Here is an 18,107-nt window from a genome sequence, read left to right on the forward strand (position 1 = left end):
CCCGTGGGGTCGCGCCTTCAGCATTGAAAGAGGGCCGGTCTACGGATGGCACTTGGACTTGGCGCAACCGGTGAGATCCTTCTTCAGCTCGGGCTTTTCGGCCACGACCTTGGTATGGCATTCCAGACAGGTCTGATGCTTGAGGCCGGTCTTGGTGTGGACCACATAGAAGAGGCTCTTTTCGCCCTTCTTGGCGGTCAGATCGTCATGACAGCCCGCAGTGGCGCACTTCTGGAAGTTTTCCTTGTCCTGCACCTTGTGGTGACAGGTCACGCACTCCACCTTCTGGTGCGGCGCGTGGGGGAACATCACCGTTTTTTTGGAACCCTTGAGCTCCAACGGCTTGTCGGGCACGGGCGGCTGGGCCGCCAGAGCGGGCAGAGCCAGGGCCAGGGTCAGGATACAGGCCAGAAACATAAATTTCTTCATGGCAGACTTCCTCCTTGACAAAAGCGGCACATGAGAATTGAGGCGAGCTTACGTTGCCGGACATACTGTGTCAATGGGGCGCGCTGAAAACAGTTTTCAACATGGCCGGGGACTGGTTTATTGTCGATATTTGCGGACATAGCCGCGCGGTGTCAGCATATAGGGGCCGAGAAGGCGGCTTTCGCTGTTGCCGATGATCAGCAGAGAGAGCATGTCCGCCAGACGCGCGTCAAAGTCGGCCAGGGCATGCACGGAAACTTCCTGGCCGGGCCGGAAGGCCTTACGCACCAGACCCACGGGGCAGTCGGGCCGCCGGACGCGCCTGGCTTCGGCCAGAGCCTGGTCCAGCTGATGCGGCCGTCCTTTGGAACGCGGATTGTAGATGACACAGACAAAATCCGCTTCCAGCGCCGCGGTGAGCCGCCGCTGGATGGTTTCCCAGGGGGTGAGCAGATCGCTCAGGCTGATGCAGGCGAAATCGTGGGTCAGGGGCGCGCCCAGCAGGGCCGCCGCCGCGCAGACAGCCGGCACGCCGGGTACCACAGTCAGGGGCACGCGCTCCAGCAGGCCGCGCGCCGCCAGGGTTTCCAGGGTCAGCCCGGCCAGTGCGTAGACGCCGGGATCGCCGGAGCAGACCAGGGCCGTGGGCCGGCCGCTCAGAGCCGCGTCCACGGCGGCGGCGCAGCGTTCTTCCTCATGGCGCATGCCGGTGCTGATGATGGTCTTGCCGCGCAGCAGTTCCGGCGGCACCAGGTCCAGGTAAAGCTGGTAACCGGCGATGCAGGCGGCCTGATCCAGAGCCGTACGGGCCTGGGGCGTGAGACAGCGGGCGTCGCCCGGACCCAGGCCCACCACATAAAGAGGCGCGTTGGTCATGATTGGTTTGGGGTTGAGGTTGCCGGGGGTGAAGCCAGGGCCACGGCCAGGGTCAGGCGGCCCTGGAGCACGATTTTGGGAAGAAGCAGGCGGCCGCTGTGGCCGTCCGCCCGCGCGGCCAGCAGGGCCGCGGCTTCGCAGACGCTGAACGGCGGCTGGTGGAAACGCCGCCCGGCGGCCTCGGAGGGAGTGGGCGTGACGCAGCGGGCCAGCTCGTCGGCCGGAAAAGCGCGCAGGGGAATGTCCAGCCGGGCGGCCGCCGCGCGCAGGGCGGGTTCGTCCGCTTTTTCCGTCACCGTGCCCAAGGCTGCCACGGCGCGCGTTTCCAGCTTCCGGGCAATGAAAATTTCCGTCAGCGCGGCCAGGGCCGCGTCCTCCGGGATGTCCCGGCGGCAGCCCAGGCCCACATAGAGCCGGGGCACGGCCAAGCGCAGCAGGCCGGGAGACGGCGGCAGGTATCGCCAATGGGCGGCCAGCAGGGGCGGGATGTTCGCATCCGGAAGAGCGGGGACGGGCGGCGCGTCGCCTTCCCCGCCGGAAAAGAGTTCGAAAACGTGAGGCAGGACGGCGGGCAGGGCTTGGCAGGGATCCCAGAGGCGCAGACTCCGGCCCTCCAGCAGGGCGGCCTGGGCCCTGGGCAGCAGATCCCAGTCCAGAATGCGCAGGCCCGCGTCCCGGATCAGCAGGTCCAGGGCCGGGGATGCTGTCGCCTGGCCTGCCGCATGATCCGAGGCCGTGGTGATCACCGGCATGGCCCGGAGCAGGCGGGCCAGATGCCGGGCCAGGTCATTGCCGCCGCCCCAGTGGCCGGAGAGCAGGCTGATGACGAAGCGCCCGGCCGGGTCCAGCACCACAACGGGCGGGTCCTGGCTTTTGTGCCGCAGCAGGGGGGCCAGCACGCGCACGGCAATGCCCGCGGCCCCCACAAAGACGTGCGCCGCATGGCGGCGGTATTCTTCGGCCAGAAAAGCGGCCAGGTCGTGAACGGGCCGGATGCCGTCCCCGGCCAGTCGGGCCGGGGCGCTGAGCGGGCAGGCCGCCACAATCCGGCCATCGGGCGCGCGCCAGGGATCGGCGGCCAGCCGCGCGGCCAGCCGTCGGGCCAGGGGCAGCCCGCCCTTGCTCAGGACGTGGCAGGCCAGAGAAGGGGCCGCTTCCTTTCGGGAAGCGGCCCCTGAGGCTGCCGACACCGGCGGCATCTGGTTCAAAAAAGCACCTTGAGGGCCGCGTCCAGCGCGCGGTTGAAGTCGTCGTCGCTATGGACGAAGGAAACCATGCCCGTTTCGAAGCCCGAGGGGGCCAGATAAATGCCCTGGGCCCGCATCTGCTTGTAAAAGCTGGTAAAGAGCTTCTGGTCGCAGGCCTGGGCCTGGACAAAGTTGGTGACCGGGGCCTCGCTGAAGAAGGGGCAGAACATGGAAGCTAAGGTGGGCATCTGCACCGGCACGCCCTTGGCCCGCAGGATATCCCGCAGGGCTTCGGCAAAGGCGCGGGTACGGGCTTCCAGGGCGGCGTAATCCAGGGTTTTGAGCTTGCGCAGGGTCGCCAGACCGGCGGCCATGGCCAGCGGATTGCCGGACAGGGTGCCAGCCTGATAGACCTCGCCCTGCGGGGCCACGTGTTCCATGAAGCGGCGCTTGCCGCCGAACGCGCCCACCGGCAGGCCGCCGCCGATGATTTTGCCGAAGGTGGTCAGGTCCGGATCAATGTTGAAGCGGGCCTGGGCCCCGCCGAAGGCCGCGCGGAAGCCGGTGATCACTTCGTCGAAGATCAGCAGGCTGCCGTACTGGTCGGCCAGGAGGCGCAGGCCTTCCAGAAAGCCGGGCAGGGGCGGGACAAGGCCCATGTTGGCGGCCACGGGTTCCACGATGATCGCGGCGATGTCCGCGCCGTGCCGGGCGAAGCATTCCTTGACCGCGTCCAGGTCGTTGTAGGGGGCCAGCAGGGTGTCGGCCACCACGGCCGGAGGCACGCCGGGCGTGCCGGGAATGGAGAAGGTCGCCACGCCGGAACCGGCGGCGGCCAGAAAGGGATCGGCATGGCCGTGGTAGCAGCCGATGAATTTGAGCACCTTGTGGCGTTTGGTCACGCCGCGCGCCAAGCGCAGGGCGCTCATGGTGGCTTCGGTGCCGGAATTGACCATGCGCACCATTTCCAGGCCGGGCATGGCGGCCACCACTTCGGCGGCCAGGGTCACTTCGTCCGGGCATGGCGCGCCGTAGCTGGTGCCGCGTCCCACGGCCTCGCGCAGGGCCGCCGTCACCGAGGGCTCGTCATGGCCCAGAATCATGGGGCCCCAGGACAGCACAAAGTCGATGTATTCCCGGCCGTCCACGTCCGTGAGGCGGCAGCCGTGGGCCTCGGCGATGAACAGGGGCAGGCTGTCCACATTGTGGCAGGCACGCACCGGGCTGTTGACGCCGCCGGGGATCAGCGCGCAGGCTTTTTCAAACAACTGGCGGGAAAGATCGTCCATCTGCGGTTCTCCTTTGTGCCCGGCGGCATGGCCGTCAGGCGAAATACGTCATGGATATTTTTTTCAGTTCCCTGAGGCTGCGGAGGATGGCGTATTCCCTGAGCGGGCTGGTATGCAGCAGTTCATCCACCACCTTGAGGCATTCCTCCTCACTGCGGCCGTGCACCATTGTGTACAGGGTATACGGCCAGTCAGGCACGGAACAGGGACGGTAATAGACGTGGGAGATATGGTCGTGAAGCGAGGCGGTGCGCCCGCATTCGTCCACTTCCGCCTCGTTCACCTTCCAGGCCACCATGGCGTTGTGGGTCCAGCCGGTTTTCTGATGCTTGATGCTGGCCCCGAAACGGCGGATGGCGCCGGAGGCCTTCAGGCGGGCCAGCAGTTCCAGCACTTCGGCTTCACTGACGCCCGCCTCGCGGGCGATGTCGGCATACGGGGCAAGCGTGTCCGGCAGATCGGCCTGGACGATGCGCAGGACGGCGCGTTCCGCTTCACTGAATTGGTGGCTCATGGGCGGCCTCCGGTCCGGGTAATAAGGAAAGGCCGCGCCGCCGGACAAAGCGGCAGGCGCGGCCGGAAAACACTTCGTACTTATAAAGGCCGACGGCCGTCAGCGCTTGAAGGAGCGGGCGAACAGATCCTGAATGGCGATGCGGCCGTTGTCTTCCAGGAAGCGCGTGCCCGTGGCGGCAAAGTGGGCGTGCTCGATGGCCGGCTGTTCCACTTCGCTCCAGGCGTCTTTCCGCCAGATAAACCAGGTGCCGCGGGGCTGGTCGAAAACCAGCAGGGGTTTGTTGCAGATCTTGGCGAATTCCGCGCCCCAGCCCGTGCCGCCCTTGACCGTGTTGTCGGGCTGGATGGCGCCCACCACGATGATCTGGTCGCCGCTGCTGACCTGCCAGCAGATGGATTGCAGCACTTTGCGGAAAATGGGCGCGCGGGTGTACTCGCGGTTCATCAGCTTGGAAACATAGGTCAGGCTGACGTCCTTGAGGGCCAGTTCCTCGGAGGTGAGCACGCGCACACCGCGGCTGCGCTCGATCTGATGGCCTTCAAAGCTGTAGTTCACTTCCTCGATGCCCCAGCTTTCCGCCAGGGCGCCGAAAAACTGTTCCGTTCCGGCAGCGCCGCCGCTGTAGAGAACACATTGATTGGGGTTAAGCATGCTTGCCTCCTCAAAAAGATATCTGACGCCGGACACAAGCGCGGATTCTCATTGGGGAGATTCGCTCCCAATGAGGCGGCAGCGTCAATGCGGGCATCATGGCAGAATTTGCGCCGCTCGGCAAGGCGGCTCGCCGGAGAAAAGCCCGCGGGCGGTCGCGACCTGTTTGCGTTTCGCCCGTGTCCCTTACAGGGCTTCCTTATACAGCCGGGCGATGTCCCCGGGCGTGGCCTCGCGCGGATTGTTGGCCGGACTGCCGCTGGCAAGGGCCTCCCGCACCATGATCCCGCACTGCGCGGCCAGTTCGTCCTCACTGACGCGTTCGCGCAGGCGCGGGATGCCCAGCGTCGCCGCCAGATCGCGCAGCAGGGGCGGCAGCAGCCCGGCGGCGGCCGCATCGTCAAGGCCCGTTGTCGCGGCGCCCATGGCCTGGGCCAGCCGGGCGTAGCGTTGCGGATTGCCGGAAAGGGAAAAGGCGGTGACCGTCTCCAGCAACATGGCGTTGCTCAAGCCGTGCGGAACCCCGAATTTCGCGCCCAGGGGCCGGGCCATGCCGTGCACCAGGGCCACGGAGCTGTTGGCAAAGGCCAGACCCGCCTCCAGCGAGGCCAGCAGGCATTCGCGCCTGGCCTCGGCGTCGTCGGGCCGTTTCCAGGCCTGGGGCAGGAAGCGGACCAGGCGCGCGGCGGCCCGCAGGGAGAGCGGCATGGTCATATCCGTGGCCTTGCGGGATACATATGATTCAATGGCGTGGGTCAGAGCGTCCATGCCTGTGGCCGCCGTGAGCGAGGGCGGCATGCTGCGGGTCAGCAGGGGGTCAAGAATCGCGGCCACCGGCACCAGGGCAGGAGAACCGATGAGCAGTTTTTCTTGCGTGGCGGCATCAATGATCACCGTATTGCCGGAAACCTCGCTGCCTGAACCGGCGGTGGTGGGCAGGGCGAATACCGGTGGTCCGGCTTTGGGGGATGCGCCCTTGCGGGCGTAATCCGCCGGGCTGCCGCCGTTGGCGTGCAGCAGGCTCACGGCCTTTGCCAGGTCCATGGGGCCGCCGCCCCCGCAGGCCACCAGGGCCGTGCAGTTCTCGCGGCGGAACAGGGCCAGGGCGTCTTCCACATGCCGGCTGGTGGGTTCGCCGCTGGTTTCGGCATGGAGGGCAAAGGGCACGTCCGCCTCGCGCAGCGATTGCAGCACGGGTTCCACCGCGCCCGTGCGCAGCAGAACCGGCCCGGTGACCAGCAGAATTTTGCCGGAAATCCGGCTTTTGACCAAGGGGCCGACGCATGCGGCCTTGCCTTCGCCGAAGGCGATCAGGCCGGGTGATTGAAAATCCCAAGAGTGCATTTGCTTTTTCCTCCGGAATTACCTGCCGTGGCGGGCGGTCAGCGCGGACCTGCCCGGAACCTTGCCGTTCCAAGGCAAAGCCTGCCCGGCGGGCGGCAGAGCCGGGGCCGGAACGGCAAACAGCAAGACGCGCATGACGGACTTTTGCGGCTCTGTGTCTTGGAAAGGCCGTGGTGTCGCGTCAAGCGGCGCATGTCGCAAACCCGTAAGTGGGTGCGCGCCGCCACAGGCGGCATAAGCACAGTAAAAATCGCGTTTTTGCTGTGCGGTCTTCACACTGAACCGACAGGTGCGGGGTGACATCTCGGCAGGGCCGGGAAATAAAAAACGCCCCGGCGGACGAACCTGACCGGGGCGTTTGCTGGAGACCCGTCGGAAAGCCCTAGTAACGGGGCTGACGCGGCGCTCTGGGTTTGGCTTCGTTGACGCGCAAGGTGCGGCCGCCAAAGCTGAAGTTATCCAGAGCTTCGATGGCGGCATCGGCTTCGCCGTCCTCCATCTCCACAAAACCGAAACCGCGGGCGCGGCCGGTTTCCCTGTCGCTGACGAGTTTCACGGACAGGACGTTGCCGTATTCGGCAAAAAGATCCTGAACCTGTTCTTCATTGGCCGACCAGGGAAGGTTTCCGACATAAATGGACTTGGACATGAAACACCCTCTCAAAAAAAACAATCTTCCCGCGCATCCATCCGGCAAAACGTATTACCGGTACGCGGCCCTTGTGGAGACAGAAACATGCTTTGCGCTGCTTGTCAACGAAAGGGCATGAAAAAGTTGGTATTGCGCGTTTTTGCGCGTTTCGCGCGCGGGATTTTGTCCGTAAAGGCCGATAGGGCAAGACTTCGCGCGGAATTCGCCGAAGTCGGGCGGAAAAATTGAGGAAAAGTCTAGAAGAGAGGAGAAAGGCCCGCATGGGACTATAGTACAGAGCAGCAAGACAAACGCGGGCTGGTATCACAGTTTTGCTGTAGTGTTTGAGTGATCAACTTACGTGTTCCGGCGCACTCTTTCCCGTTCTGGCAACCACGGTTGCGTCGCGCGTCAGCTTTGCCGCTGGTCGGCTTATGGATGACGACGTCAACGATGGGGCAGCGTCAGCTTTGAAATCAGCACAATTTCAAAGCGACTCTGCGCTCATCGCGCGGTAGAGTATTTCAAGTGTTACATACTGTAGAGGATCAGCTTTGGCTTTCCGAGGGGGGCGGCGACCAGTCCGGCGCGATGTCCTCAAACGAGGTGTAGGGCGAGATGTACATGAGTTCCGCCGCGCCCACCGGGCCGTTGCGCTGTTTGCCGATGATGATTTCCGCCACGCCCTGGGGCGGGCGTTCGGAGGGCTTCTGGAATTTATAGACGTCGTCGCGATAGACGAACATGATCACGTCCGCGTCCTGCTCGATGGCCCCGGATTCGCGCAGGTCAGAGAGCATGGGGCGCTTGTCGCCGCGTTCCTCCACCTTGCGGTTGAGCTGGGAGAGCGCCACCACCGGCACATACATCTCCTTGGCAAGGCCTTTGAGAGAACGGGAAATATCCGAAATTTCCAGTTCGCGCGAGTCCGTGCGACGGCTGGTTCGCATGAGCTGGAGATAGTCCACCACCACCAGACCCAGGCCTTTTTCAGCCTTGAGGCGGCGGGCGCGGGCGCGCAGCTCCAGAGTGGTCAGGGCGGGGGTGTCGTCAATGAAGATGGGCGCGCGGGCCACCACGTCGGCGGCGGTGTACAGGCGTTGCCAGTCGTCGTCGCTGAGCAGGGAGGGCCGCCGCAGCTTGGACAGGTCCACTTTGCCCCAAACCGCCAGCATGCGCTGCATGAGCTGTTCCTTGCTCATTTCCAGGGAAAAGACGGCCACCGGCACATTCTGTCGCACGGCGGCGTTAAGGGCCATGCACAGCGAAAATGCCGTCTTGCCCATACTCGGGCGCGCGGCCACGATGATCAGATCCGAAGGTTGCAGTCCGGCGGTGAGTTTGTCCAGACGGGTATAGCCCGTGGTCACGCCGGTAATCACGTCCTTGGAGTCGGCCAGTTTGGAGAGATTTTCAAAGACCTTGTCCAGCAGGTCCTTGGTGGGCGTGAAGTCGCGGCCCGTGGTGCGCTGGGAGATGGAAAAAACCGCCTGCTCGGACTCGTCCAGCAGGGAAGCGACTTCGCGCGAGGCGTCGTAGCAGTTGCTGATGATGCCGGAACAAACTTCGATGAGCCCGCGTTGCAAGGCCTTGTCGCGCACGATGGTGGCGTAATATTCGGCATTGGCCCCGGAAACCACGGCCTGGGCCAGATCGGCGAGATAGACCGCGCCCCCGGCGTCCTCCATCTCATTGCGGCCTTTGAGATATTCGGCCGTGGAAATGAGATCAATGGGCGCGGATTTGCGGTAAAGCTCCAGAAAGGCGCGGAAAATGATGGTGTGGGCGGGCAGATAAAAGTCTTCCGCGGTCAGCATGTCCACAATGCTGTGCATGAGTTGGGGGCGCAGCAGCACGCCGCCCAGCACGGCCTGTTCGGCCTCGGCGCTGTGCGGGGGCACGCGGCGCAGCAGATCGGCTTCCGCCGCGCGGGCGGCAGCGCCGGGCGAGGACTGGCCGCCGTGCCCGCCTCTGCCGCTTCCGCCATTTGTGCCTTTTGCGTAAGACGAGCCGCCCCCGGCCTCGCGGCCGGGGGCGGTCATGCTGTCATGGGGAGAAGCCACGCTGCGCCTACTGGGCGGCCTCGGCCTGGGCTTCTTCAACCAGGGGTTCGGAGGCCGTTTCCACAACGGCTTCCTCTTCCTCGGGCTGATGGTCGGAAATCACCTTCACCGGCACAACGGCGATGACGCTGGCGTGCAAACGGATGCGCACCGGGTGTTCGCCCAGGGTGCGGATCGGGGCGTCCATCAGGATGCGGCGGCGGTCCACATCCACACCCAGAGCGGCAAGGGCGTCGCCGATGATGGTGGAGGTCACCGAGCCGTAAAGCTTGTCGTTTTCGCCCACATGCATGGGAATAACCACTTCCAGGGCTTCCAGGCGGGCCTGCACGCCCTGGGCGTCGGCGCGCAGGGCATCCATGCGTGCCTGGAGCTTTTTACGCTCCTGTTCAAAGACTTTCAGATTGGCTTCACTGGCCACCATGGCCAAGCCTTGCGGCAACAGGAAGTTGCGGCCGTAACCGGGCTTGACGTTGACCACATCGCCGAGATTGCCGAGATTTTCCACATCGGCGCGAAGTATCAGTTTCATGTGCGCCCCCCTTAGATCATGCTCTTTTTCTTGACGACGGAGTCGTGCGTGGCGGTGTAGATGAGCAGGGCCATCTGGCGGGCGCGTTTGATTTCGCGGGTCAGCAGGCGCTGGTGATGGGCGCAAGTGCCCGTGATGCGCCGGGCGATGATCTTGCCGCGCTCAGTGATGAAGTCGCGCAGGATGTCGGGACGCTTGTAGTTCAGGGGCAGTTCCTTGTCGGCGCAGAAGCGGCAGAACTTGCGGCGCGGGGCAAATTTCTTTTTAAAGGCCATTTAGGCAACCTCCCCGGCCACTTCGTCGGCCAGCTTGACGGTCACGAATTTGAAGATGCCGTCGGTGATCCGGATATTGCGCTCCAGTTCGGCCACCAGCGCGGCCGGAGCGTCATAGACCAGACGCACGTAGTAGCCGCGCATCAGCTTGTGCACCGGATAGGCCAGATCACGCATGCCCCAGTGATCCACTTCCGTCATGACGCCCCCTTCGCGCTCGATAATCGCCACAAGAGCGTTCAGAATGCCCTCGCGGTTTTCGGCGGAAAGCTCCGGTGACAGGAGCAGCAGGGTTTCGAATTTCCGCATGGTTGTTCTCCTTTTGGATTAGCAGCCCGCGCGCCCGGCGCGAGCAAGGAACACGCTGTATACAGGCGGCAAGGCGGGCTGTCAAGCCCGGCAGGGTAACGGGAGGCGGAGGAGGGGGGGGCGGGAAAGGGGTGCGGCGTCAGATCATCTACTCGCCGCTTTTCTCCATCAGGATGCAGAAATCGTTATTGATCCAGTCCAGAATGGCGGGCACGCCCTCTTTGTCCACGGGCCGCCAACGCTGGTTCGGGTCTTCCTCGGAGCATTCCCAGAGCTGTCTGAACTGGAGGCGCAGGGTCAGGCGTCGCAGAATGATGCTGTAGGTGCTTTCCACGCACTTGCAGACCGCCAGCACGCTGAAGTGCTTGTTGCCCGCTTTGCACAGAGAGACCAGCAGCATGACCTGCTTGCCGTCCATGTTGTTGAATTCTTCAAGGAATTCTACTTTGTCCAGCTGCACTCTGGCACCGCCGGCGGAGATATTGACCAGGCGCAGCTGGGAGGGGCAGCCTTCACGGTACATGAAGTCCGGAGTGCCGAACTGAAGCTGGTTTTCAGGCAGGCGGCTGAAGGGCAGCCAGAGTCCGGCCGCCTTGACCATGCCGAGACTGGGATAGACCCGTTCGTATTTGCGTAACTCCCGCTGAATGTACTGGTCGGGCATGCAGATGGAGATCTCGCAGGCCCTGGTTTCCTTATTAATGCCGTTGCTGATGATCCGGCTTTTGCACAAAAAACCGTAACGGGCCGTGGCCGAGGGCAGCTTGAGATCGTTGACGATCACATCATAGGGCAGCTTGAAATAGATGCTGCATTTTTCATTGTTAAGAATATCGGGAAGAAAATTTTTACGGGATCTGAGAAGAATGCGGTTTTTTTTGACGGACTTGATGTAGCAGATCACATTTTCCAATTGTCGTTGGCGGTCCACGAAAAACAGGCTGACTCCCGCATCGTGCTTGAACGCGGCGAGGATAACGGCATATGGGCGCGGCTGGTGGGTTGCGGCTGTTTTGAAGAGATTTTTTATTGAGTCCCATGTGGGCATTTTGTTCTTCCTCTTGGATGCGGCGTCCGTGCCCGAACGGCCGACGCTCCTCAGTGGAGGTGGGCCGCCATCAAAGAGACAATATGGGCAGGCTGCCCACTTGTCAAATATCGGAGGAAATACTTACACTTTGCCGTCAATGCGGGTAATGTTCAGCTGTAGACGCGGGGGTTGGTGCTGCCCATCAGACAGAGGATCTCATAAGGAATAGTGCCCAGCTCGTCGGCCATTTCCTGGGCGCTGACCGGGCGCTGGCCCGGCGCGGCGGGGCCGCCCAGAATCCAGGCCGTGTCGCCGGTCCGCACGTCCGGCAGGGAGGAGACGTCCGCCATCAGCATGCTCATGCAGACCCGCCCCACCTGCGGAACGCGGCGGCCGTTGATCAGCAGGTCGATGCGGTTGGAAAGGGCGCGGGCGAAGCCCGTGGCGTAACCGGCGGCCACCACGGCCACGGTCATGGCCTGGGGCGCGGTGAAAATGCGCCCGTAGGAGACGCTTTGCCCGGCTTTGAGCTGCCGTACCTGCAGGACGGGCGAGCTGACGCTCATGACCCACTCCAGGCCCGTGCCGCGCGTTTCCCAGGCGGTGCCGGCAAAGGGGTTGCCGCCGTAGAGGGCCAAGCCGGGACGGCAGGCCTCATAGCGGCTTTCAGGCAGGCCCAGAGCCCCTGCGGAATTGCCCAGGGAACGCGCGATATCCGGAAAGGCTTCGCGCAGGACGGCGCACATGCTCGCGAAGCGCTCGGCCTGGGCCTGGGTATAGGCCGTTTCACCGGGCATGTCGGCGCAGGCCAGGTGCGAGAGCGCCAGCACGGGCGCGAGGCGCGGGAAGCGGCGCAGGCTTTCCAGGGCCGCGGGCAGTTCCTCGGCGGAAAAGCCCAGGCGGTTCATGCCGGTCTCACATTTGAGGGCCACCCGGAACGGCCTGTCCGCCGGGCAGCAGGCCGCCGCTTTTTCGATGTCCTCAAAATCCGTGAGCAGGGGCGTCAGATCATGGGCGGCGGCGGCTTGCCAGTCCTCGCGGCTGATGGCGCCCATCAGCGGCACAATGGTCTGGCCCAGCCCGGCCTCACGCAAAGCCACGCCTTCGCATACGGTGCCCACGGCGAAGCGCCGGGCCCCGGCCCCGTCCAGGGCGCGGGCCACGGGCAGCAGGCCGTGGCCGTAGGCGTCGGACTTGACGACCGGCATGATGGAACCGGGTTCGCCCAGACGCGCGAAGTTGCGCCGCAGAGCGGCGAGATCAATGTGGCAGCGGGACGGCGTAAAGGCACAGCAGCTCATGAAATGCTCCGGAACAGACAACTCTGCGAAGGCGGCGGTCCGTCAGGACCGGGAGAAGCCGCCCGACTCGGGAAAACCTCTGGTACCATGTACCACTTAAGACGCTGTCTCAAGTGGTAAGATCGTTTCGCCGAAAACGGGGTTTTCGGCTTGCTCACGGCGGCCAAGCCGCCGCAAAACCCGTAGAGTTTTACGGGTCTGATTTTTCCAATCAGACACTAGACAACTTTTAGAAAGGCAACATAGCAACATTGCCCGCGCGGCACAAGGAAAAGCGTGTCGCCTCGCGGCCTTGCGGCGGGAGGGCGGGGCAGAGTCCTGCCATCGTTGCATGTCGTGATGATCCGGCAGAAACAGTCTTCCTTGGCAGCGCGCGGAAATCTTATTTTTACCGGATTCTCACGACACCAGCCATCCGCCTGCGCTGAGCTTCGGCGGAGTAAAGGAGGCTCCGCTCAATGCTGCTGGGAGACTCCATGATTCGTATCAGCCCGTTACAATAGTTATGTGTACACGTTGGCGGCTTCTAAGGGGGCCGTCCGCGCCGGAGTCCGGCGGGCCTTGCAACGCGGCGCGCTTGCGGATAGGCTGCGCGCCATGTCTGAACCCGTTTTTACACTGCAACACACGGACGGCGCGGCCCGCGCCGGGCTGCTGCGCACGGCCCACGGCGTCATCCCCACGCCCATCTTCATGCCCGTGGGCACGGTGGGCTCGGTCAAGGCCATTGCGCCCGACGATCTGGCGGCCATCGGCGCGCCCATCATTCTGGGCAATACCTATCACCTTTATCTGCGGCCCGGCGACGAGCTGGTGGCCCGGCACGGCGGCCTGCACGGCTTCGCCTCCTGGCCCGGAGCCGTGCTCACGGACAGCGGCGGCTTTCAGGTCTTCAGCCTGAGCTCCCTGCGCAAAATCCGCGAGGAGGGCGTGGAGTTCCGTTCGCATCTGGACGGCTCGCGCCATTTGTTCACCCCGGAAAAAGTCATTTCCATCCAGCGCAATCTCAATTCCGACATCATGATGGTGCTGGACGAGTGCGTGCCCTACGGCGCGGACTACGCCTATACGGAAACCTCCCTGGCCCTGACCACCCGCTGGGCCGCGCGGGCGCGCGCCGCCTATCCGGCGGGCACGGGCTCCAATCTGCTTTTCGGCATCACCCAGGGCGGTTTTTTCAAGGATCTGCGTTGTCGCTCGGTGGAGGAAATCTGCGCCCTGGATTTCGACGGCTTCGCCATCGGCGGCCTGTCCGTGGGCGAGGGCAAGGCGGAAATGTACGACCTGCTCTACCATACGGCCCCCCTGCTGCCGTCGCACAAGCCCCGCTACCTGATGGGCGTGGGCACGCCCCTGGACATCGCCCACGGCATCCATGCGGGCGTGGACATGTTCGACTGCGTGCTGCCCACGCGCAACGCCCGCAACGGCACGCTGTATACCTCGCTGGGCAAGGTGAACATCAAGCGCAAGGAATATGCCGAGGACGACGGCCTCCTGGACCCGGCCTGCGGCTGCTACACCTGCCGGACATTTTCGCGGGCCTATCTGCGCCATCTCTATGTGAGCAAGGAGCTGCTCTCCTTCCGGCTCAATTCCCTGCACAACCTGACCTATTTTCTGCGTCTGGCTCGTGAGGCCCGGCAGGCCGTGCTGGAAAATCGTTTCGGAGCCTTCCTGGCCGGAATGGAAGCCCTCTATCCCGAGGAGGCGGCCCAGGCCGCCGGAGTCTGAACCCGTTTTGCGGAAGACGGAAAACCGCCGGAATCCTCACGGCAGGCAGTGAAAATTCCGGCGGTTTCGCGCGCGGAGGCTCCCCTCACGAGGCTGAGGGGCGGCGCACTCAGGCGGCCGGAGCCGCGGCCGTTCCGCGTCCCCGCCACATGGCGGCAAGGATCAGGGCCGCGCCGCTGAGCAATCCCAGGCACATGCAGATGAAGCTGGCGGTCTTCAGTCCGGTCTGGAGGCCGGGGGCCATGGTCAGAACATCCAGGCGCTCCAGATAGCACGGGATGGCTATGACCCGGCTGACCGCCACGATCAGCATGATGGTGCCCATGACAAGCTTGATCATGTTTTCCCGCACATAGGTGGTGCCGATGGCCCCCAGCTGCACGCCCAGCAGCGAGCCGCCCAGGATGATCAGCACCAGACGGATGTCGATCATGCCGTGCAGGGCCCAGTTGACGGAACCGCAAAGACCCATGACAAAGGCGGTCACCAGTTCCGTGCCGGAGGCTATCAGGCCGGGCACGCCGAGCACATAGATCAGGCCGGGCACGCCGATGAAACCGCCCACGGCGATGGTGGCCGCCAGCATGCCGGTGGCAAAGCCCACGGGCAGGGTGAACCAGAGGGAGATGCGCAGACCCGAGCGCCGGAAGGTAAGCATGGGCGGCAGATTGACGGCCTGGAGACGGCGGGCCAGAGCGGGCGTTCCGCCGCAGTCGCCGTTGCGCCGGTTGCAGCGCAGGGCGTCATACAGCACATAGCCGCCCACACTGAACAGCACCGCCACAAAGGCCAGGCTCACGTAGAGGTCCGAACCGGCCTGCCCCCAGCGTTCCAGGATATGCCGCTGGATGGCGATGCCGCACTGCACGCCCACCCCGGCCGAGGCGGCGATGACCAGCCCCATCTTGACGTCCACCTGCCCGTAGCGGAAGCGCTTCAGCGCGCCCACCAGGGCCTTGGGAAATTTGTGGCACATATTGCTGGCCACGGCCACGGTGCCCGGCACACCCAGGCCCATCATGCCGGGAGTGAGAATGAAGGCTCCGCCCGAGCCGATGAAGCCGCTGACCAGGCCGCCGATAAAGCCGACAATGAAAAGAAAGCCCACGGTAACCAGATTCAGGTCGATGAATTTGGCGGAATCAAGCGCGAACAGGTCCATAATCTTCTCCCCGGTCCGATGTCAGGCGTGCGCGGGAGTGCGCAGGGACAGAACGGGTTCTTCCTCCTCGGGACAGGTCGGGGCCGGAGCCGGGGCCGTGTGGGCCGTCACGCCGAGCAGCCGCCAGAGGTTGGCCGCGAAGCTGCCGTGCACATAGGAAAAGAGCAGGGCGATGCCGATGGGGACCGAGGCGCTGACGCCGCCCTGGGAACAGAAGGCGGCCAGGGCGTCCGCATAGAAGTAAAGCAGAACGTACAGGGTCGCGCTGGCGGCGCCGAAGAGCAGGGTTTTGCCGATGGTTGAGGCGTGTCCGGTGGTATGCATGATGTCCTCCTTTGAGGTATGGATGAAAGCGGAGCTGTTCAGACCCTGACGCAATACACGGGTATGGAAAGCTGCCCGCGCAGGCGGACGCCGTCCCGCAGGGCGCAGATGACCATGTCCACCCGGCCCATGTCCCGCACAACGTCGCTGACGGCGTCCATGCCACCCGGCTGGATGTGGTGCCGGGCCGGAACGCCTTCGGCGGAAGCCCGGCGCAGCCACGGCTCGGCGGCGGAATCCGCCCGCGAAATGAAGGCCCGGTCGGGCCGGGGGGTGAGGTTCAGCAGCACGAGGGCATCCCCGAGACGCTGCGCCAGCCCCAGGGCGCTGGCGGCCAGTTCCCGGCTCCAGTGCTCATGCCGGGAAACGGCCAGCACCACTCTGGGATGACCGCTGCCGCGCGTGTACGCCTCGCGGGCCAGATCCGTTTCCCCGGCGTCCGCATAGGCCAGCGCCTCGCTCAGGTCGTCCATGCGTTCCCGCAGCCGGGCCATGCCTTTCAGACTCAGGGGGGAAGGGATGTTTTTCACGCTCATGACAGTCATTCCGGGTTTGCGGTGTGGCGGGCCGTTGTGTCGCCGCGCGTCTGTTTCCGGTATATCAAAGAGCGTGCCAGTCCGGATTTTTTGTATCAAGCTGTTATTCCATGAGAAATTTTTTAGCGCCGGGCGGACGGCCCGGTGGCGGCGTTGCGGAATGTAACGCAGCGGGCTGATTTGCTTCAGGTAATAATGTGAAAATATTAACATATTTTATATGTTGAATATTGCAACGGCTGTTCCGGAGTGTAACGCCGTGGCGGCGGCCGGGGAGTGGAGCCCGGCGCCCCGGCTTTCGGAAACGCCGGATTTCGGGGCTTGGGGGCCGGGCATCCCGGCCGGGCATCCCGGCGGTTTTGGCAGGAACGTTGCAGGTTGCATCCGGTGGGGCACGGCATCCGGCCGGGCGCGTCGCCCGACGACCCGGACCGCACCGGCTCGCAGGGGGATACGTCATGAAGGGCATGAAGCGGCGCTTGCGCTCATTCGGCAGAAGCATACGGCACAAGGTGCTGCTGGGCATTGTGCTTTCTCTGGTGGGCGTGGGGACGCTGGGGACGGTTTCCTATTATTATCTGCGGCAGTTGGAGGAAACCCTGGCCCTGGCCGAAGGCGTGGACGACCTGCAGAGCGACGTGCTGGAAATCCGGCGCAGTGAAAAGAACTACCTGCTGTACGGCCTCGGCGCGGACAGGGAGGAAAGTCTGCGCTATGTGGACCAGGCCATCAGCCGGGCCCGTGGACTTCTGCGCAGGAAGCCGGGGGCGGATCTGCCCGGCGGCACTCTGGGCTCCGGCCGGGCGCGGCTGACCGGGCTGCTCGTCCGGATGGAGGCCTACCGCGACGGTTTCCGGGCGCTCGGCTCTCCCCATGATCCGCAGGCGGAGAATGTGCGCATGCTGGGCAAGGAGCTGGTTGCCGACACCCAGTTGCTCGTGGGACGGCTGCGCGGTCATATTCTTAAGATCGTTTCCGCGCTGCGGCGGCAACTGGTCTTCTCCACAGCCGCGCTGCTGGGTGTGGGGCTTTTCCTGGCCTGGCTGGTGGGGCGGCGCATTCTGCACGCCCTGGGGCTGATCGAGAAGGCCACCACCAGGGTCGTGAAGGGCGATTTTTCCCCTCTGCCTCTGGAGGGGGCCGAGGCGGAAAGCCGCCATGTGCTGGAGGCGCTCAATCATATGATTTGTGAACTGGAGAGCAGCCAGAACCAGCTCGTGCAGGAAAAAAAGCTGGCTTCCCTGGGGGTGCTCACCGCGGGCATCGCCCACCAGCTGAACAATCCGCTGAACAATATTTTCACGTCCTGCCAGTTGCTGCGCGAGAGCGGCGCGCACGGCGGCGACGCCGGATTCCCGGCGGAAATGCTGCGCAACATCCATCAGGAGGTGCTCCGCGCCCGCGACATCGTGCGCGGCCTGCTGGATTTCGCGCGCCAGTCCGACTTCAGCCTGAAGCCCGTGGCCCTGGCGGACGTGGTGGGGCGGGCCGTGGCCCTGGTGGCCGGTGAAACCCCGCCCGGCCTGCGCATCGACATCGACGTGCCGCCCGATCTCGTGCTGCCCGCCGACGGCCGCCGTTTGCAGGAGGTCTGCATCAATCTGCTGCTCAATGCCGTCCAGGCCGTCAGCCGCCTGCCCGGACGGATTTCCGTAACGGCCCGGCGTGACGAGGCCGCCGCCCAGGCCGTGCTGCGCGTGCGCGACAGCGGTGACGGCATCCCCGAGGCCAGCCTGGGACGCATTTTCGATCCCTTCTTCACGCTCAAGGGCGTGGGCAAAGGCACGGGCCTGGGGCTTTCCGTGGCTTTCGGGATCATCCGCAGGCACGGCGGCACGATCAGCGTGGAAAGCGGGGAAGGCGAAGGCAGCTGTTTCACCGTCCGACTGCCGCTGGACGCGCACAAGGGGGAATAAA

19 protein-coding genes are annotated in these 18,107 nt (G+C 64.3%); 2 read left to right on the forward strand and 17 right to left on the reverse strand.

Annotated elements, in window-relative coordinates:
- Positions 1–39: 39 nt before the first annotated feature.
- From HMPREF0326_RS05580 to alr, 14 genes are all read right to left on the reverse strand, one after another.
- The gene (locus HMPREF0326_RS05580) at positions 40–429 is read right to left on the reverse strand and encodes a cytochrome c3 family protein (RefSeq protein WP_008683539.1); all 390 of its coding nucleotides are present in this window, start codon (positions 427–429) and stop codon (positions 40–42) included.
- 117 nt (positions 430–546) lie between these two features.
- Positions 547–1,305, reverse strand: a complete 759-nt coding sequence (gene cobJ / locus HMPREF0326_RS05585) for a precorrin-3B C(17)-methyltransferase (RefSeq protein WP_008683541.1) — start codon at positions 1,303–1,305, stop codon at positions 547–549.
- Positions 1,302–2,504: a cobalt-precorrin 5A hydrolase gene (locus tag HMPREF0326_RS05590; protein ID WP_020990292.1), complete on the reverse strand. Its 1,203-nt coding sequence runs from the start codon at positions 2,502–2,504 to the stop codon at positions 1,302–1,304. The genes cobJ and HMPREF0326_RS05590 overlap by 4 nt, the downstream gene beginning before the upstream one ends.
- A 5-nt stretch (positions 2,505–2,509) precedes the next feature.
- On the reverse strand, positions 2,510–3,781 hold the full coding sequence (gene hemL / locus HMPREF0326_RS05595) for a glutamate-1-semialdehyde 2,1-aminomutase (protein WP_008683544.1): 1,272 nt from the start codon (positions 3,779–3,781) through the stop codon (positions 2,510–2,512).
- Between the two features lie 34 nt (positions 3,782–3,815).
- On the reverse strand, positions 3,816–4,295 hold the full coding sequence (gene ahbB / locus HMPREF0326_RS05600; protein ID WP_008683546.1) for a siroheme decarboxylase subunit beta: 480 nt from the start codon (positions 4,293–4,295) through the stop codon (positions 3,816–3,818).
- Between the two features lie 99 nt (positions 4,296–4,394).
- Entirely contained in the window at positions 4,395–4,949 is a 555-nt protein-coding gene (locus tag HMPREF0326_RS05605) for a hypothetical protein (protein WP_008683547.1), read from the reverse strand.
- A 186-nt stretch (positions 4,950–5,135) separates the two neighbouring features.
- Positions 5,136–6,293, reverse strand: coding sequence for an iron-containing alcohol dehydrogenase (locus HMPREF0326_RS05610; RefSeq protein WP_020990293.1), 1,158 nt, complete (start codon positions 6,291–6,293; stop codon positions 5,136–5,138).
- A gap of 382 nt (positions 6,294–6,675) precedes the next feature.
- A complete protein-coding gene (locus tag HMPREF0326_RS05615) occupies positions 6,676–6,942 on the reverse strand; it encodes an RNA recognition motif domain-containing protein (protein ID WP_008683552.1) in 267 nt (88 codons plus the stop codon).
- A gap of 530 nt (positions 6,943–7,472) precedes the next feature.
- A complete protein-coding gene (gene dnaB / locus HMPREF0326_RS05620) occupies positions 7,473–8,987 on the reverse strand; it encodes a replicative DNA helicase (protein WP_009303946.1) in 1,515 nt (504 codons plus the stop codon).
- A gap of 7 nt (positions 8,988–8,994) precedes the next feature.
- Positions 8,995–9,519 carry a 50S ribosomal protein L9 gene (rplI, locus tag HMPREF0326_RS05625; RefSeq protein WP_008683556.1) on the reverse strand — a complete coding sequence of 175 codons (525 nt, stop codon included), beginning with the start codon at positions 9,517–9,519 and terminating at the stop codon, positions 8,995–8,997.
- 11 nt (positions 9,520–9,530) lie between these two features.
- Positions 9,531–9,794, reverse strand: a complete 264-nt coding sequence (gene rpsR / locus HMPREF0326_RS05630; RefSeq protein ID WP_008683560.1) for a 30S ribosomal protein S18 — start codon at positions 9,792–9,794, stop codon at positions 9,531–9,533.
- A complete protein-coding gene (gene rpsF, locus HMPREF0326_RS05635) occupies positions 9,795–10,103 on the reverse strand; it encodes a 30S ribosomal protein S6 (protein ID WP_008683562.1) in 309 nt (102 codons plus the stop codon). It abuts the gene before it with no gap.
- Positions 10,104–10,251: 148 nt separating this feature from the next.
- Positions 10,252–11,151: a hypothetical protein gene (locus HMPREF0326_RS05640; protein WP_008683564.1), complete on the reverse strand. Its 900-nt coding sequence runs from the start codon at positions 11,149–11,151 to the stop codon at positions 10,252–10,254.
- 152 nt (positions 11,152–11,303) lie between these two features.
- Positions 11,304–12,434, reverse strand: coding sequence for an alanine racemase (alr, locus tag HMPREF0326_RS05645; protein WP_009303943.1), 1,131 nt, complete (start codon positions 12,432–12,434; stop codon positions 11,304–11,306).
- 597 nt (positions 12,435–13,031) lie between these two features.
- Between alr and tgt the strand changes: the two genes are divergently transcribed.
- A complete protein-coding gene (gene tgt, locus HMPREF0326_RS05650; protein ID WP_020990294.1) occupies positions 13,032–14,168 on the forward strand; it encodes a tRNA guanosine(34) transglycosylase Tgt in 1,137 nt (378 codons plus the stop codon).
- Positions 14,169–14,277: 109 nt separating this feature from the next.
- On the opposite strand, the gene HMPREF0326_RS05655 is transcribed toward tgt, so the two are convergent.
- From HMPREF0326_RS05655 to HMPREF0326_RS05665, 3 genes are read right to left on the reverse strand one after another with little or no spacing between them, the layout of a single operon-like run.
- A complete protein-coding gene (locus tag HMPREF0326_RS05655) occupies positions 14,278–15,330 on the reverse strand; it encodes a sulfite exporter TauE/SafE family protein (RefSeq protein WP_008683573.1) in 1,053 nt (350 codons plus the stop codon).
- A 21-nt stretch (positions 15,331–15,351) separates the two neighbouring features.
- The gene (locus HMPREF0326_RS05660) at positions 15,352–15,654 is read right to left on the reverse strand and encodes a hypothetical protein (protein ID WP_009303940.1); all 303 of its coding nucleotides are present in this window, start codon (positions 15,652–15,654) and stop codon (positions 15,352–15,354) included.
- A 38-nt stretch (positions 15,655–15,692) separates the two neighbouring features.
- Positions 15,693–16,190, reverse strand: a complete 498-nt coding sequence (locus HMPREF0326_RS05665; protein WP_009303939.1) for a universal stress protein — start codon at positions 16,188–16,190, stop codon at positions 15,693–15,695.
- Between the two features lie 458 nt (positions 16,191–16,648).
- Here HMPREF0326_RS05665 and HMPREF0326_RS05670 point away from each other — a divergent pair, with 458 nt between their 5' ends.
- Complete coding sequence (locus HMPREF0326_RS05670; RefSeq protein WP_008683579.1) at positions 16,649–18,106, forward strand: sensor histidine kinase; 1,458 nt, start codon at positions 16,649–16,651, stop codon at positions 18,104–18,106.
- The last annotated feature ends 1 nt before the right edge of the window (position 18,107 follow it).

It is taken from the genome of Desulfovibrio sp. 3_1_syn3 (assembly GCF_000145315.2).
GTDB lineage: Bacteria > Desulfobacterota > Desulfovibrionia > Desulfovibrionales > Desulfovibrionaceae > Desulfovibrio > Desulfovibrio fairfieldensis.